Genomic DNA, 16,500 nt, shown 5'->3' with positions numbered 1-16,500 from the left:
ATTAGTCATTCCGAAACGGAATCAACTGCTTTGTTACTGCGCCGGTCTGATCCGTAATGATCAGTTCTGCTTCCCATGCCCCGCGTGTAGGCAGCTCGAACTTATCGGATTCATAATCCGTTTCTAAAAATCCTGGGAAAGCTAAATAATTTTCCCCGCTGGCGCCGCGCACTGGAACGTTGATATCCGCTTTCTTCGGATTGTCTGGCGTACGAAGCAGAAATTGTACAGATGCCGGCGAACCAAGTGTCTCAGGCAGCCAAATTTTTAATTTCACGTCATTTGGACCAGGTCCATTTGGCGTTATGATTACTGTGTAGTGGAGCGTTTCACCCATTTTATGATAGGATAACGGCTCTGTATCGGCAACCGGACTTACATAAGTGAAGATGCTTGCAAGAATCAGAACCAAAGCCATCAAAAGTCCATCCAGCTTCAGCAGCTTGCCGTTAGGCAGCTTTTGCTGTTTGGCACGCCGATGCAGCAGAAATCCAACGCAAGCAACAATCAGTACCAATCCTGATTTGGCAAGCAGCATGAACCCCCAGCTTGTATAAAACAAATAGCGCCAGCTTGGCAGAAGAAGTGCCGTCATGCCAATTCCACTAATCGTTAGCAGCACGATTGTCAGCCATGCGACTTTCGTAAATCGCTCGGCGAATCTTCCTGCCTCCTTGCGATCTGTCCGCCACAATAACAATAGCAGCATTAATCCGCCAGCCCACAAAGCAGAGCAGACAATATGTATGAAGTCGAACACAATAGCAAACGTATTGCTTGGAAGTGCATTAACATGCCCATTAAAGCTTTCAACCGCAATAAGCAGCAGAGCCCAAATCATTTTGAGTGAATCATGCATTCGCAGAACCGTAAATCCAAGCAGCGAAAGTACGATCAGTGCAAGCCACGATTGTCCGGTGGACGTCTCCGTCAGCAAGCGGACCCATTCATTCGAATTACCGCCGTCATATCCCTTCATTAATTGACTCGCATGAACAAATACGAATAGCAACACGGCAAGCAGCAATCCCCTAAGCGAATAAATGCTCCATTTTTGCACGAGCTTGCTCAGGCTGGAATCCGCATCCTTTGACAGCGTTATGGACCAAAGCATTAAACCAGCAGCGAACATAAAGGCAGCATAATAAATCGCTCTAACCGTATAAAATAAAGCTTGCGAAACGGTAATTCCTGCTTCTGAATGTGTCCCGTCCGAATGATCATGGCCAACCTGCTTGTGAGGATCGAAATTTGTTTCTTCCATTCCGGAATGCAGCTGTGCAAAAGCCTGCGGCGGCGATACCCACAAAGAAGCAGCAGCGGCGATCAGAAGAAACAATAGTACCATTGCCATATATTTCGCCCATCTGCCGGACGCCATTTGTTTTAGTTGGAGCAGATATTTTTCCATTGATGTCACATCCCTTTATGTCATACTGTTTCAGTGTACTCGACCGCTCTAAAAAGAACAATTGCAGCGCGGTTAAGCAAATACGTATAGCAACCTACTTTTAAGCCCATTCTACTATTAAAACCATGAATCTAAGGACGTGAACCCTAATGATGGACAAGGACTATCATCTCGCTGAATTAAATAACCAAAGCGATGCACTCGATGCCATTCGCAAGCTGGAGCAGCAATTGACTAAAACTTATGGCTCAGAAGTCGCATTAATTGCTTATGCCGCAGACGCAGATAATGAAAAAGATAAAGCCTAAACAGCATATTAAGGCGTAATCAACGGCATGGCTCCTGTGCAATTCACAGAGGCTATGTCTTTTTTTATAAAATGCCCCTTATTTTACGAGCGAAAAATAGCGGCCAGTATTCATCCGCGATTGCCGGGCAGCCTCTATCGGATTCCCAAACGTACACCCAGCCTGAAACAAGCTTATCCTTTGCGTCAGCAACCCATACCCTTTCATAATCATTTTGCTCCTCGTGACCATAAAATTGCTCGAGCGCATCCATGGATGCAAGTCCTTCTCTATCGACGACTATCCATTGACCGCTTATAATACTATTGCACTCTTTAGCAATAGCATCTCGAACGGCCGCTGGATACTCTCCGCAATCCACCAGTCTCCCTGCGATCTTGCCAGGTCGAATCGATTGCACATAGGATGAAACAAAATGATGATTGCTTTGACCAGGCAGTAACGAACCGTAAATAAAAACAGATATTTGCCGCATCTCTTCTCGAGCACCTTCCATCAAGAAATAATAGATTGAAAATCCGTCTTCCTTCGAGGTGATTATTCCAAGTGATGATGAATCAGCCCTATGGTGTATATGGTTATCGATTTCAAGATCCGCCGCAGCTTCCCATCTATCAGTTATTTGCAACCGGCTATCAAGAGGTAACAGAGACTGACTACTACTGGGACGGGATGAAACGAATTGACGGCCCGCTTTACTTATTCCAATATACTGTCTCCGGCTTTGGTCAATTCAGACTCGGGGATGAAACACATGATCTCTATGCAGGCAATGCTTTCCTTGTAGAAATCCCTGGAGATCATCACTATTGCTTGCCGCAGTCGAGCGACCACTGGACTTTTTATTTTATATTATTCCGCCAGCAGCATATGCAAGCGCTGTGGTCTGAGCTGCTGCATGCCGTCGGTGCCACACCAACATTTGAGCCTGTAAGCGCTGTCGTTCGCAGCCTTCAACATTTATATGCAGAGGCTCGCAGCAATCGTATTCAGAACAGCTACCAAGCATCATCTCTTATTTATCGTCTTATGATGGAACTGCTGCAATCAAGCACGCTGCAGCAGCAGGAGAAAATGAATTGGCCGCAGCAAATTAAGCAGGCAACTGCTTATATGGAAGCTGAATTCCATCGTTTGCAAAGCTTAGATGATGTCGCAGCTGCAGCTGGATTGTCTAAATATTATTTTACGCGAATGTTCATGAAGACGACAGGCATGTCACCAATGGACTTTGTAACGAAGCTCCGAATCGAGAAGGCTGTTCAACTGCTTAGGAGCAGCAGCCTCACGGTCGAAGAAATCGCTCATACGGTTGGTTACTCGAGCGGCAGCTACTTTAGTAAAGTATTTCGAAGCCGCGTCGGCTTCCCTCCTGCTGATTTCCGCTCAGCCAAGGAGCTTCCTTCAATCGATCGTTTACAGTTCGATTAAAGAGCAATATTTTACATATCAACGCAATAAATTACGCTAGTCATCGACTAACGTTTCGTTTTACGATTGTCGTATAGAGCAATATTACGATAAGAGAGGACGAAATCAAATGTATACAACTTCCAAACATCATCACTATGCAGCAACTCCGCCTATGGGCTGGAACAGCTGGGACTGCTATGGCGCAAGTGTGAGAGAAGACGAGGTTCGCGGAAATGCGGCATATATGGCCGAACATCTGCGAGATTATGGCTGGGAATATGTCATTGTTGATATTCAGTGGTATGAGCCAGGGGCAAATTCATCCCAATATCGTCCTTTCGTTCCGCTTGAGATGGATGAGTATTCCCGCTTGCAGCCCGCAGCTAACCGATTTCCATCCGCTGCGAACGGTCAAGGCTTCAAACCTCTAGCTGATTATGTTCATTCACTCGGGCTAAAATTCGGTATCCATATGATGAGGGGCATTCCTCGTCAAGCCGTTCATGCAGACACCAGCCTGCTTGGAACAAACATAACCGCTCGCCAGATTGCACATCCGAATTCGATCTGCCCGTGGAACACAGACATGTATGGCGTTGATGCTTCCAAAGACGGCGCACAGCAATATTATAATTCGTTATTTGATTTATACGCTTCATGGGGAGTCGATTTCGTTAAAGTGGATGATATTGCCGCTTCCAGAATTTACGGCATTCATTTGGATGAAATCAAGCTTATTCATCACGCAATAGAACAATGCGGCAGACCGATGGTGCTTAGCCTATCGCCTGGTCCTGCTCCTCTCGAACATGCGGGTGCGCTTGCAGAGCATGCGAATATGTGGCGAATGACAGATGATTACTGGGATTTGTGGCACCTGCTTTATGAGATGTTTGAGCGCTGCGAGAAGTGGGCGCCGCATGCTCGGGATGGAGCATGGCCGGATTGTGATATGCTGCCGCTGGGGCATTTGGGCATTCGTTCTGTGGATGGCGGAGGCAGCGATCGCTGGACAAGATTTACACGGGACGAGCAGGTAACGATGATGTCGCTATGGGCTATTTTCCGATCGCCGCTTATGTTTGGCGGTGAAATGCGGGACAACGACGAATGGACGCTGTCATTGCTCACAAATGAGGAAGTATTATCCCTTCATAGGAATGGACGCGGTGCACGCCAGCTTTATCGAGAACAGGACCGTATTGCATGGACAGCACAGGGCGATGATGCATTGTACGTTGCTTTGTTTAATGCGAGTGATCAAGAGGATACGGTTGCCGTGACGCTTGCGCAGCTTGGTTTAGCCGATGCACCGCTCGTACGCAATCTTTGGACACGCGAGAATCTCGGCAGCTTGAACGAGCTGTCATTCTCTCTGCCTCCACACGGATCGTTATTGCTAAAATTAACATAGCATATTTAATGATCACGCATGGCCGCCAATTGTTTATTCTAACAGGAATTTCTGCTGTTAAACTCGCTCAAATGCTGCTGCAGTGATGCTGAAATGGAAAAACTCCCGTTAATTCCTATAACCATTCGCACATCAAGCTTTCCCTAGTTTTGGCTTATAACGTTCCAATATGTTACAGTTAGAGTTCAAGTGCTTGCGTATCTGCCTCATATCCTTTGGCAATTATACGCTGCAGCTTGAAAAAATCTCATTCCTGAATACATAGGAGGTCGTTTAGTTATGGCAAGCCAAACAGGAGCCATCGTACAGCAATCCTTAAACGCACTAATGGGAGACCCTGCTTTTTTACCAAATTTACAAGCTCAAGCACGTGAGCAAGCTTTCTTATCACTTGCTGCTATTCTTTCCACGCCAAATAAAGTTCATAAAGCTTTTTTGCGCATTACGGTAGATAACGGCAATGTCGTTCGAATTCCGGCCTATCGCATACAGCATAACGATACACTCGGGCCTTATAAAGGCGGAATTCGGTTTCACGAATCCGTAAGCGAAGATGAAGTAACCAATCTAGCTGCGCTAATGACGCTCAAAAACGCGCTTCACGAGGTGCCTTTCGGCGGAGGTAAAGGTGGAGTCGTTATTAATCCACGCTCCTATTCCGCTAGAGAGCTTTATCTCATTTGCAAAAAATACGTGCAATATTTCAGTGACGTGCTCGGGCCTGACAAAGATATTCCGGCACCTGATATGGGAACCGGCGAGCGTGAAATGGACTGGATGATGGCCGAGTACAAAAGCATTCATCCTGGTCATCCTTACCTGGGCAGCTTCACCGGCAAAAGCGTCATTAACGGCGGATCTTTGGGCCGCAGAGAAGCTACCGGAAAAGGCGTTTATTTCACTTTCCGTTACATGCTTAATGATTTTCTTAAAGAGCAAAGCAGCTGGCTCGCCGGCAGCACAAACCCGTTTGTGCAAACCGCGTTAGCGCATGCGGACAAGCCGCTGTCGATCGCCGTTCAAGGCTTCGGCAATGTTGGTTCAGTCGCTGCAATGGAAGCATATAAATGCTCTTATTTGAACAATAAAGTAGTAGCTGTAAGCGATCGCAACGTCACGTTGTACAATCCAGACGGTCTTTCTATTCCTTCATTGCTTGAATACGCATCGACTCACCAAGGTGATTTGCCTTCGGACGAAGCCGCACTGTCTGAGCTTGATATGAAAGCCCAAATTCTTGGCCGCGAAGAGGTCCTTTATTTAGATGTAGATGTGCTTATTCTTGCCGCACTTGAGGAGCAAGTTCGCAAGGACAATGTCGATCAAGTAAAAGCCCGCATCATTGTAGAAGGTGCGAATGCCCCTGTCACTGGCGAGGCTGATGAGGTGCTGACTGCAAAGGGCACCATCATCATTCCCGATATCCTTGCAAACGCCGGCGGTGTTATCGTTTCCTATTTCGAATGGCTGCAAGGGAGAGAAACCCAATTTTTTACCGAGGAACAGGTGTATAAGATGTTGTATGAGAAAATGCAAACAACGTTAAACGGCATTCTGCCCGCTTTCTTCGGCGACCCTTTCCCGCTCCGTCAAAATTGTTATAATCACGCGGTTATGAAGCTGTCAACCGTGCTGTATCGTCAAGGCAAGCTTTATTAACATGCCTTCCTGACTAGGTATCTGCATGCTCCTTTAAGAGCTTCTTAGTCATAAATGTGACTTTACAGATTCAAATAAAGGGCAATCCCTCAACCAGCTTTGGCTGCCGAGGAATTGCCCTTTTTATAATGAAGAAAACTACTGCTGAACATAACGATTAATGACTTCAACAAGCAAATCATTGAGCAGCTTAACCTCATATTCGCCTACTGCTGGTTCTAGGTGATCACTGCCGATACCGCTGTCATCGGTTAAAAACAAATAGGTGCCGCCCGTCGCTGTTGCCATGAAACGCATCAAATATTCCGTCTCTGCACTCACACCGCTAGAAGCTACAGGTATAATTCTAACCCCTTGCTCTGCCGCATCCTCTGTAAGCTGCTTTATCTCGTCGATAACCTGTGGTTCATCATGAGGCGGTGCGTCTAGAACGAGAAACAGCAGACGCGCTCTAGCATCCTTGCTCCACTCATGCTCATGAAGCGCATCGCGCAGCGCCTGATCAACAGCCTCGGGATAATCTCCGCCCCCATCCGCCTTTTGCTTGCTAAATTGATCTATCACTTTATTTATGTCCGTAGTGAAAGGATACGGCTTAACGATATAATCATCATGCTTATCTTTGTAAAAGTTTGCGCTAATACGAATGCCAAGCTGATTTGCATGCTCATCGGACACTCGCTTCACAACATCCTTAAGCTCCGCTTCCAAATAATTCAGCTCATCCTCCATGGAGCCTGTCGTATCCACAACAAACATAATGTCTACCTGATCTGACAGCGCTGTACCTTTACTTAAATCAACTTTAATGCTGCCTTGCTGTGGGATGTCCATCTCCTGCGTCGTCTTGCTTTCTTGACCCGATTGCACTTTAACAGTATAACGGCCTAAGTTCGCCGTATCACTTTCAAATAAACCTGCATACACATAGGCTCTGCCCTCCGTGTTTGTACGCGCCTTCCATATCGCCTTCTTGTCTGCGTACAGTTCTACCTGTGCATCAGACACTGCTTTTCCTCCAGCTGTGACGATAACCTCAAGGCGGTTAAAATTCCAGAACTGCCATACCCGCTTGCTGCTATCCCCTTCTTGCGAGTTGAGTAAATTGCCAAAGCGATCCCAAGCAGCTAAATCATCCCATTCACCTGCAGTTAGTTGCCCGGCCTGCTCTATTTTGTCTGGATTCGAATACCCTCGTTTGCCTCCTTCTTTTTGTCTTAGAGGCTCCACGCTAATAGATTTTCGATCCTCATGACTCGTAGTAGCTTCTCCTTTGCTCGGAGCGTCGCTCGTCGAATTGCTTCTGTATTCCATGTCTCGGTTACCACTGTTCGAGGCATCATTCTTAGAGGAAGAGCACGCGCTTAATACAAGCACCAGAGCCACCAAAACAACGGAAATCCAGCCCAATCTTTTTCTTTGTCTAACATCCTTGTTGAGAGAATGACCCGCTTTCATTCTTTCAGCCCCTTTTTATTTATATTTATGTTTCCTAATCTGACGATTATTGGAAGTATAATGTTGCATTAATAAGCCAGTAACATTACAATCGTTAACAGACATGCTGCGAGTCCCATGATCGACTGCATGAAGCAATTATTCAGGAGGACTTCACCTTGGAAACATTCGAATTAATCGCATTTGAAATGACTTATCAGCAAGAGACGATTCAGCTTTCCTTTACTTCCGCTGAGCTCGTTCGAGTTACGGAGTATGGGGATCGATTATGGTACGTAGATATAAATGGCGTTGGCGATCGTGAGCTATTAGCATGGTTTGGCAGAAATGAGGATATCGGAATTGAGCTTACTGCTGTCGCCAGCAGTGGGCAAACCTTCCGAGGCAAAGGCTATTTTCATCCAAATGAGCCTCATCAAGCTGCTGCTGTTCGGGGCGATGGCGAGCTGCTTGAAACATAATTCACACAAAAAAAGAAGCTAAGATAAGTCATGTTAATGACTTGCCTTAGCTTCTTTTGATTTATTATTATTTGCCGTGAGCAATTTCAGGCGTTGTAAGGCGATCATAAAACTCTACGCCTTTATCTTTGTCTGCAGAATCACGAAGCGCCATAGCGGAACGTGGATGCTCATCCAAAATACCTGTAATCATGTAAGGAATGATGTAACCCCACTCTTCCTTCTCGCGAAGCGGAACCATGTACTTCTCGATCATATCAAGGACAGGACGGATGTTGTATTTCGTGTTTTGAAGCTCGGATACCAATAGCTCCGTGTTGCAGTTGCCCGCTGCGCGGCCCATGCCATAAACAGATGCATCAAGCAGCTCAACGCCTTGTTCTGCTGCTAGCAGTGTGTTAGCAAATGCAAGCTGCAAATTGTTGTGTGCATGAACGCCTAGACGTTTGTTAGGCAAATGGTGACGGAACTTGTCAACGAGGTAGCTCATATCGCTTGGCTTCAAGCTGCCATAGGAGTCAACGACGTAAACAACGTCAACTACGCTCTCATTGATAAGCTGGAAAGCTTCAATAAGCTGGTTCTCCATTACGTTAGAGAGAGCCATAATGTTAATTGTCGTTTCGTATCCGCGATCATGGAATACTTTAACCAGTTCAAGCGCTTTATCTACATCTTGGATGTAGCAAGCAACGCGAATCAGATCAAGCAAGCTCTCGCTGCGCGGCAAAATGTCGTTCTCGTCAACACGACCGATATCAACAAGTGCGGAAAGCTTCGTATTTCCTTTGTTAGGGATAACTTTTTTCAAGAAATCATCATTTAGAAAACGCCAAGGTCCTGCACTTTCAGCACCCTTAAGCAGTTTTGGAGAGTTTTTGTAGCCGATTTCCATATAATCGACGCCGGCTTCGTTCAAGCTTTGATACAAATGCTGAACGAACTCGACACTAAAATCCCAATTATTTACGAGTCCGCCATCACGGATCGTGCAGTCAACAATTTTACAGTGGCTTGTTTTTGATTGCATGCTTTGTTACTCCTTTGATGTGAACATGAGTTCATTTTATCTCATCATACTTGAAAAGAAAGAGGAACGCAAAATAATTTTGTCGTTTTATGGTTAATTTAGAAGCAGTTTTGTCTACTCTGCAAACACCTTCTAGGCCAGCGATAGGACATCTACTTTGACTATTATGACCAATGTCCAGACAAAAAAGCCGTCTCAACGATTTAACGCAGAAACCGGCTTCTTTGGCTGCTTTCACAAATAAATTATTTAACAAGCGTATGAGGCTCTTGTCCATAATGACCCGATCGCTTCATTTTCGTTTGGATATATTTTTCATTATAAGTAGAGGAATTGCCCCATAATGGCACTCTACCCGCCACGTTCATGCCCGATTTGCGCAGTGCATCCACTTTCCGCGGATTGTTGGTAATGATCGATACCGGGTGCTTCCTCAGCAGCTTAAGTACAGCAATTGCATCACTATAATCGCGTGAATCATCTGCGAAACCAAGCTCTGTATTCGCATCAACCGTATCGAGCCCATCCTCTTGAAGCAAGTAGGCAATCGCTTTACTGAACAAACCAATTCCACGGCCCTCATGATTGGCTAAATAAAAGAGCGCCCCCGTGCCATGCTCTATAATGATCCGCATCGATTGCTTTAACTGAAAGCCGCAATCACATCTTGCGCTTCCGAAGATATCGCCTGTATGGCAGATGCTGTGCATCCGAATTAGCGCGTCTTCATTATTTTCAAAATCGCCATATACGAGAACGCTTGATTGCTGCAGGTCGGCATAAGAGAATCGATTTAAATCATCAACGAGCTGCTCGGGAGACAGCTCCTCGCCTGCTTCCTTGCGGAGCCAGCTATACCAATGAAAAACCTTTGTTTCTCCGTCAAGGTCGACGGGAAGCTTCACAGGACCGATCACATAAATGTCATCATTGCCGCTTTGCGTTCGTTTTAGTTTGTTTTTAATAAGTGCTGCTATATTAGGTTTAATCATGCTAGTTCACCTTCTCTAAAAGAATACGCAATTAAAATTGCATGCATAAGTAGCTGAGCGTACCAAATTCATAGCTTCGATAAATGACCTTTGGAGCTGACTCTGGGCTGCCGCTGCCTAAAGCTATATATAATGGAACAAAATGTTCTGCACGGGGTACTGCCATTTTAGCATGTGGAGCAAGCTGTTCATACTGAAATAGCGAATTTGTATCGTGCTTATTCATTTTTTCTATTAGCCAATCATCAAACTGGACAGCCCAGCTCTCCGGCTCCTTCTGTCCCCAGTTTACAGCACGAAGGTTATGAACGGTCACGCCGCTGCCAATGAGCAAAATATTTTGTGAGCTCAAGCTGCGCAGCGCCTCGCCAATTCGGAACTGCTCCTCCGGAGCACGATATGGATTTACAGAAATCTGCACGACAGGAATATCTGCCTTCGGGAACATATGATTCAGCATCGTCCATGAGCCATGATCCAGTCCTCTTTCATTATCATATGCTACCTGAATATTATTTTCACTCAGCAAATGGCCAACATGCTCAGCGACTCTTACTGAGCCTTTAGCAGCATATTTGATCTGGTAAAGCTCATCAGGAAAACCATAAAAGTCATAAATCGTTTCATATTCATCATCCTTGGAAGAAATCGTAACGATATCTGTCTCCCAATGCGCCGTGAAAATAACGATCGCATCCGGCTTTAGACTCGCACCTGTTTGTTTCAGAAATTCGCTATATTCATTTTGCTCGACAGCGAGCATCGGTGATCCATGCGCTAGAAATAAAGGATTCATTGCGGTGCCTCCTTAAATCCACTTACTATTTGTAACTAATTATAATTTTATAACTAAAGATAGTCAAGTAATTAACAATATCCAAGTGTGCTTGTATAAATAAGATATTGGAGTTATACTTATTAGAAGTAAAAAGAGGTGATGCGCATGGATCAATCTAACCTTTGTCCCCGTTTTCAGAAGGGAATGGAACTTATAAGCAAGCGTTGGACCGGCCTTATCATATTCCAGCTTTTGTCCGGCCCGCAGCGCTTCTGCGCCGTTCAGTCCGCCCTTCCGATCAGCGGCAGATTGCTGTCAGAACGTTTCAAAGAGCTAGAGAATGAAGGTATTGTCGATAGACATGTTTACCCTGAAATACCTGTACGCATAGAATATTCATTAACGGAAAAAGGCCTTGCTCTTGAGCCGATTATCCGTGAAATACAAGTGTGGTCTCAAGACTGGATTGAACCGATAACCAAAGTCTAATCCATCCTACACAGCATAAAAGGGATTATCTGCTCAGCGGGGTTTAAGCGCTGACTAGATAATCCCTTTTTTTAATGTTTATCCGTAATCCGGTTCGCCACAATGAGCATATCCATATGACGGCCGGCTTGCAGTAATTCACGGACGATATTGCCGCGAAAGCTTGCATACCACGCCTTTCTGCTAGGCTGCCCGACGATAAGCTGCGTTGCTTTGATGCGATTGGCTGCCGTTAGAAGTGTACCCGCAATATGCTCCCTGCTCTCCGCTTTGGACATTTCAAATACTCCGCCAAGTCTCTCGGTCAGCTTCATCAACAGATCACGCTTATTGATCGCCTCGTCTGTCCAAGGTGCGCCATCCTGCACATGATGCACATGCCACTGCGCCTTCAGCCGATACGCGATGCGGAAGCCCCGCCGAATAAGCCGCTCTGCGTCCGCGAGAATATCGATGCCGACAAAGATGACCTCTCTTCGGCGCAGCGTTCCACGCAGCGTCTGATTGCGATCCCATGCTTCAAGCCGTTCATCCACATCATCAGCAAGCTCGCGAAGGGCAAGCTCTCGCAGCGCAATTAAATTGCCCGTCGTAAAAAAAGCACCGAGCGCTTGTTCCACTTTGGCTTTGGCATATATTTTCCCATCTCTCATACGCTGCTGTAGCATTTGCGGTGTCACGTCGATCAGCTCTACTTGATCTGCCAGCCTTATGATCGCATCGGGTACCGTTTCTCTAACACGAACGCCAGTAACCTGTTCAATGGCGTCATTCAAGCTTTCAATATGCTGCACATTCATCGTCGAAATAACCGATATTCCCTTTTGCAGCAAATAAATGACATCCTCATAACGCTTCATCCTCAAGCTGCCCGGCACATTCGTATGAGCTAACTCATCCACCAGCACAACATCGGGATTTCTGCTAACTATCGCTTCAACATCCATCTCTTCGAGCTGAGTACCTCGATATTGAATCGTTTGCCTAGCGATAATCGGCAGCTCTCCAATCTGCTTCAAGGTATCCTCGCGCCCATGTGTTTCCACGATGCCAATAACGACATCTATACCTTTCTGATACATCATGTTCGCTTCAGCAAGCATCCGATACGTTTTCCCGACGCCTGGCGCAGCCCCGATATATAGATTGAAGCTGCCTCTTCTCATGGATTCCATTTGCTGCTCGCGCTCATCTGGGCTGAACCTTCGAAACAACGCTTTCCGCGAATCACTTCTTTGCTTAACAGGCAAAATCCGCTCGCCTTCTTGCTCTGAGCGGTCTGCCATAAGAAATAAATCGATCTGCTTGAGCTTGCGCAGCACGCTGTCAACAATCGAGCCCTGTTTCAGCTGCTGCCATCTGCTCTGCTTGGAATGGCCCATAACGATGCGAGTAACCTGATGCTCCTCTGCGTACCTTACTAGAGCGGACGGCAAACGACGGCGGCTTTGCAACGGCAGCTCCTCAAATGTGCCCCCTACTTTAACAGTAAGCTTCTTTATTGAAGCTTTAAAAGCCTGCTCTTCCTTGGACAGTTTTTTTTGCGGCTCCTTAAAGGAAACGACTACGACATCTCCATTAAGCCTGCGGGCAATTTGCTGCCCTCTTCTTACATATAAAGAGCCGTTCCAATGATATTGTGCGGTTACCAGAATACGCTCGGAAGCACCCGACGGACCCGTGAGCCCCATCTCCTCCCGATGCTTCTCCAGCGACTCATTGACTCCCTCTGCGACGAGCCGCAGCGACAGCTCTCGCAGAACCGCAAGATTTCCCCGCAGAGAAATTGCAGGATCGGGCTTTACGCCGAGCGTTCCATCCTCAAACCGCTTAAGCATCGTTTCAGGAGATACATCAATCAGCCTAACCTCATCAGCAAGCTCAAGCGTATGAGCAGGCACGGTGCAGCTCGGACGAATCCCCGTCCATTTGAGAACAGCCTGATCTACACCCTCGAGCTCATACACATTGATTGTTGTAATAACGCTTATGCCCTTGCCAAGCAAAAAAATAATATCTTCTAGCCGCGTTTGAAACTTTGCATCTTCTCGATTGCGATGGGCTAGCCCATCTATGAGCAGCACCTCAGCGTCCCTCTTAACCAAAGCATCCAGATCAAGATCCTTTTGCTCTGCACCATCCTTCTGCCAATGGATGCTTGGCACACGCTCGAAAGGTTCAATCAATTCGAGCGTCTCCGGACTCTGCGGCCTAGGAACCGCGCAAAGAACAACATCAATGCCATCTCGCTTCAGCTCTGTTCCTTCTCGCAGCATATGATACGTTTTGCCTGAACCGCTTACCGCTCCAATGAGTATTTTCAGACGTCCTTGATGCAGCTTTGCGATGGAGAGCAGCAGCTCCTCTGGCGTTTTCTTTTTCAGCGGAGCCATATGGCTATTCCCCCAACATTTTTGACAATGCGATATTCAGCTTCAACACATTAACCCGTTCGTCACCGAAAACGCCTAAATCGCGGCCTTCCGTATTTGCTTTAACCAATTGCTCAAGCTCTGCTGGCGACACGCCGGTCAGCTTGCTGATTCTTGCGATCTGTACATCAGCCGACTGTGGCGTAATATGCGGATCAAGGCCTGAGCCCGAGTTCGTAATTAAAGCGATCGGCAGCTGGGAAACCGGTACATCTGGATTTTGTGCCTTCCAAGCCTCAATGGAAGCTTTGGTTCTTTCGATTAAAGCTGGATTGGATGGTCCAAAATTGTTCGATCCAGAACCGGCAGCATTATAGTCAATGCTTGATACACGTCCTTGAAACCATTTTGGATCAACAAAGCTTTGGCCGATCAGCTCTGAACCAACGACTTGGCCGGAGCTATCCTTTATAAGGCTTCCATTCGCTTGCTTAGGGAACAGCAGCTGAGCTGCTCCCGTGCTTGCAAGCGGGTAAATAATACCGCAAATAATCATAAATATGATGCTGATTCGCAAAGGTATCATTAACGATGACAACTGGAATCGTGAAGCGTTTTTCGCTTGTTCATTCATATAGGTAAGCCTTCTTTCGTGTAAGGTTATATTAAATCCATAAATGCACTGCAAAGTCGATGAGTTTAATGCCAACGAACGGAACAATGACACCGCCCAAACCATAAATGAATACGTTGCGGCTAAGCAATTTGGCTCCGCTCATCGGTTTGTACGCTACGCCTTTAATGGCAAGCGGGATAAGCAGCGGAATAATAATGGCGTTAAAAATAAGCGCCGACAGTATAGCAGACAATGGAGAACCTAAATTCATAATATTTAGAACGCCCATCTCGGGAATGGCAAGCATAAACATCGCTGGAATGATTGCAAAATATTTGGCGATATCATTAGCGATACTAAAAGTCGTCAGTGCCCCTCTTGTCATAAGCAGCTGCTTGCCGATAGCAATGACTTCAATAATTTTGGAAGGGTCCGAATCCAAGTCCACCATATTGGCAGCTTCTTTTGCAGCAATCGTCCCGCTGTTCATAGCAAGACCCACATCCGCTTGGGCAAGTGCAGGAGCATCGTTTGTACCGTCACCAGTCATCGCAACCATTTTTCCTTCGGCTTGTTCACGGCGTATAACAGCTATTTTATCTTCCGGCCTGCTCTCCGCAATAAAATCGTCGACTCCCGCTTCATGTGCGATGGTTGCTGCAGTAAGCGGATTGTCTCCCGTACACATAATCGTTTTGATGCCCATCTCTCGCAGCTGATCGAATCTTTCCTTCATTCCTGGCTTAACGGTATCCTTCAAATAGATAACACCAAAGATTTGGTTATCAACAGCTACTGCGAGCGGTGTACCGCCTAATGTAGCAATCGTATTTGAAATATTTTCTAAATCGGATGGGATGGTTCCCCCCTGTGAAGCTACCCACTTCCGAACCGCATCGACAGAGCCCTTCCGAACTCGGCGGCCGTTTGCCAGATCAATGCCGCTCATTCGCGTCTCTGCTTTGAATTCAATAAATTCGCCGCCTTCTGCAAGTGAAGCATCATAGCTTAAGCCCTGCTTCTTCATCCATTCAAGCACAGAACGGCCTTCAGGCGTTTCATCCTTAAGCGAGCTAATAGCCGCCCAACTCGATAAAGTTTGAAGATTGCTGCCACCGACAGGCACAAGCTCGCTTGCCATCCGGTTGCCGAACGTGATCGTTCCGGTTTTATCCAAAATCATCGTATTAATGTCCCCTGCAGCTTCAACAGCCTTACCTGACATAGCCAGTACATTAAACTGAGTTACTCTATCCATCCCAGCAATGCCGATTGCTGATAATAGTCCGCCGATAGTCGTCGGAATCAAACATACGAGCAGCGCGATTAATACTGGAATTTCTAAGTGGATACCCAAATAGTCAGCGATTGGTGCCAATGTAACAACTACAATTAAGAAAATAATCGTTAAGCTCGTCAAAAGCGTATTGAGCGCAATTTCATTAGGCGTCTTCTGACGTTTCGCTCCTTCAACAAGGGCAATCATCCGATCGATGAATGACTCCCCGGGGTCACTCGTCATGCGCACTTTAATTTTGTCACTCACAACCCTTGTACCGCCTGTAACCGAGCTGAAATCTCCTCCAGCTTCTTTAATAACTGGCGCCGATTCACCTGTAATCGCTGATTCATCTACGGAAGCCAGCCCTTCAATGACCTCGCCATCACCAGGAATCATCTCACCTTGCGTGACGATGAAAATATCGCCTTTGCGGAGCTCCGTTGATGATACGACTACAATAGAGCTGCCGACGAGCTTATTGGCGCTCATTTCCTGCTTAGATTTTTTGAGCGAATTGGCCTGTGCCTTGCCTCTGCCCTCTGCAATGGCTTCAGCAAAGTTTGCGAACAGCAGTGTGAAAAGCAGGATGAAAAACACGGTAATATTAAAGCCTATGCGTTCTTGAGAATTAAAGTAATTTGGAAAAATAGTCATCAGCAGAACGATAACCGTCCCTACCTCGACAACAAACATAACTGGATTTTTCATCATCGTAACTGGATTTAATTTCACAAAGCTATCTATGACGGCATGTTTAACCGCATCTCCCGACAGCAAATTATTCTTCTTATTTTTATTCATTATCGTTCACCTCATC

General features: G+C 46.2%; 15 protein-coding genes. 6 read left to right on the top strand and 9 right to left on the bottom strand.

The features are described 5' to 3' along the window. Nucleotide 1: 1 nt before the first annotated feature. Nucleotides 2-1,411: a copper resistance D family protein gene (locus tag ACIFSR_RS12155; RefSeq protein ID WP_430057584.1), complete on the bottom strand. Its 1,410-nt coding sequence runs from the start codon at nucleotides 1,409-1,411 to the stop codon at nucleotides 2-4. Nucleotides 1,412-1,560: 149 nt separating this feature from the next. Here ACIFSR_RS12155 and ACIFSR_RS12150 point away from each other — a divergent pair, with 149 nt between their 5' ends. After that, nucleotides 1,561-1,719, top strand: coding sequence for a hypothetical protein (locus ACIFSR_RS12150; RefSeq protein WP_339207657.1), 159 nt, complete (start codon nucleotides 1,561-1,563; stop codon nucleotides 1,717-1,719). Nucleotides 1,720-1,783: 64 nt separating this feature from the next. Here the strand turns inward: ACIFSR_RS12150 and ACIFSR_RS12145 are convergent, their stop codons facing one another. Next, nucleotides 1,784-2,194: a gamma-glutamylcyclotransferase family protein gene (locus ACIFSR_RS12145; RefSeq protein ID WP_430057583.1), complete on the bottom strand. Its 411-nt coding sequence runs from the start codon at nucleotides 2,192-2,194 to the stop codon at nucleotides 1,784-1,786. A 74-nt stretch (nucleotides 2,195-2,268) separates the two neighbouring features. Between ACIFSR_RS12145 and ACIFSR_RS12140 the strand changes: the two genes are divergently transcribed. The 3 genes from ACIFSR_RS12140 to ACIFSR_RS12130 all read left to right on the top strand — a co-directional run bounded on the left by ACIFSR_RS12140 (nucleotide 2,269) and on the right by ACIFSR_RS12130 (nucleotide 6,205). After that, nucleotides 2,269-3,150 carry a helix-turn-helix domain-containing protein gene (locus tag ACIFSR_RS12140; protein ID WP_430057832.1) on the top strand — a complete coding sequence of 294 codons (882 nt, stop codon included), beginning with the start codon at nucleotides 2,269-2,271 and terminating at the stop codon, nucleotides 3,148-3,150. Between the two features lie 109 nt (nucleotides 3,151-3,259). Then, nucleotides 3,260-4,546: a glycoside hydrolase family 27 protein gene (locus ACIFSR_RS12135; protein ID WP_430057582.1), complete on the top strand. Its 1,287-nt coding sequence runs from the start codon at nucleotides 3,260-3,262 to the stop codon at nucleotides 4,544-4,546. A 279-nt stretch (nucleotides 4,547-4,825) separates the two neighbouring features. Continuing rightward, on the top strand, nucleotides 4,826-6,205 hold the full coding sequence (locus ACIFSR_RS12130) for a Glu/Leu/Phe/Val family dehydrogenase (RefSeq protein ID WP_430057580.1): 1,380 nt from the start codon (nucleotides 4,826-4,828) through the stop codon (nucleotides 6,203-6,205). 138 nt (nucleotides 6,206-6,343) lie between these two features. Here the strand turns inward: ACIFSR_RS12130 and ACIFSR_RS12125 are convergent, their stop codons facing one another. Then, on the bottom strand, nucleotides 6,344-7,663 hold the full coding sequence (locus tag ACIFSR_RS12125; protein WP_430057579.1) for a vWA domain-containing protein: 1,320 nt from the start codon (nucleotides 7,661-7,663) through the stop codon (nucleotides 6,344-6,346). Between the two features lie 158 nt (nucleotides 7,664-7,821). On the opposite strand from ACIFSR_RS12125, the gene ACIFSR_RS12120 reads away from it, so the two are divergent. Next, nucleotides 7,822-8,124 carry a hypothetical protein gene (locus ACIFSR_RS12120; RefSeq protein ID WP_339207651.1) on the top strand — a complete coding sequence of 101 codons (303 nt, stop codon included), beginning with the start codon at nucleotides 7,822-7,824 and terminating at the stop codon, nucleotides 8,122-8,124. Nucleotides 8,125-8,191: 67 nt separating this feature from the next. Here ACIFSR_RS12120 and ACIFSR_RS12115 read toward each other — a convergent pair whose 3' ends face one another. From ACIFSR_RS12115 to ACIFSR_RS12105, 3 genes are all read right to left on the bottom strand, one after another. Continuing rightward, on the bottom strand, nucleotides 8,192-9,154 hold the full coding sequence (locus ACIFSR_RS12115) for an aldolase catalytic domain-containing protein (RefSeq protein WP_339207650.1): 963 nt from the start codon (nucleotides 9,152-9,154) through the stop codon (nucleotides 8,192-8,194). 245 nt (nucleotides 9,155-9,399) lie between these two features. Further along, on the bottom strand, nucleotides 9,400-10,146 hold the full coding sequence (locus ACIFSR_RS12110; RefSeq protein ID WP_430057577.1) for a GTP cyclohydrolase II: 747 nt from the start codon (nucleotides 10,144-10,146) through the stop codon (nucleotides 9,400-9,402). A gap of 31 nt (nucleotides 10,147-10,177) precedes the next feature. Then, nucleotides 10,178-10,942 (bottom strand): DODA-type extradiol aromatic ring-opening family dioxygenase, encoded by a 765-nt coding sequence (locus ACIFSR_RS12105; RefSeq protein ID WP_430057575.1) that lies wholly within the window; start codon nucleotides 10,940-10,942, stop codon nucleotides 10,178-10,180. A 147-nt stretch (nucleotides 10,943-11,089) separates the two neighbouring features. Here ACIFSR_RS12105 and ACIFSR_RS12100 point away from each other — a divergent pair, with 147 nt between their 5' ends. Then, on the top strand, nucleotides 11,090-11,413 hold the full coding sequence (locus tag ACIFSR_RS12100) for a winged helix-turn-helix transcriptional regulator (RefSeq protein WP_076267930.1): 324 nt from the start codon (nucleotides 11,090-11,092) through the stop codon (nucleotides 11,411-11,413). Between the two features lie 71 nt (nucleotides 11,414-11,484). On the opposite strand, the gene ACIFSR_RS12095 is transcribed toward ACIFSR_RS12100, so the two are convergent. Genes ACIFSR_RS12095 through kdpB form a run of 3 tightly spaced genes read right to left on the bottom strand, consistent with a single transcriptional unit; the run spans nucleotide 11,485 to nucleotide 16,484 of the window. Next, nucleotides 11,485-13,806: a histidine kinase gene (locus tag ACIFSR_RS12095; protein ID WP_430057574.1), complete on the bottom strand. Its 2,322-nt coding sequence runs from the start codon at nucleotides 13,804-13,806 to the stop codon at nucleotides 11,485-11,487. Nucleotides 13,807-13,810: 4 nt separating this feature from the next. Then, the gene (gene kdpC / locus ACIFSR_RS12090) at nucleotides 13,811-14,419 is read right to left on the bottom strand and encodes a potassium-transporting ATPase subunit KdpC (RefSeq protein WP_076267932.1); all 609 of its coding nucleotides are present in this window, start codon (nucleotides 14,417-14,419) and stop codon (nucleotides 13,811-13,813) included. 31 nt (nucleotides 14,420-14,450) lie between these two features. Continuing rightward, nucleotides 14,451-16,484 (bottom strand): potassium-transporting ATPase subunit KdpB, encoded by a 2,034-nt coding sequence (kdpB, locus tag ACIFSR_RS12085; RefSeq protein ID WP_430057573.1) that lies wholly within the window; start codon nucleotides 16,482-16,484, stop codon nucleotides 14,451-14,453. Nucleotides 16,485-16,500 lie beyond the last annotated feature (16 nt).

This window comes from Paenibacillus sp. NRS-1760, from assembly GCF_050467785.1.
In the GTDB taxonomy this organism is placed as follows: Bacteria; Bacillota; Bacilli; order Paenibacillales; family Paenibacillaceae; genus Pristimantibacillus.
This window is presented reverse-complemented; position numbering and strand designations above follow the sequence as displayed.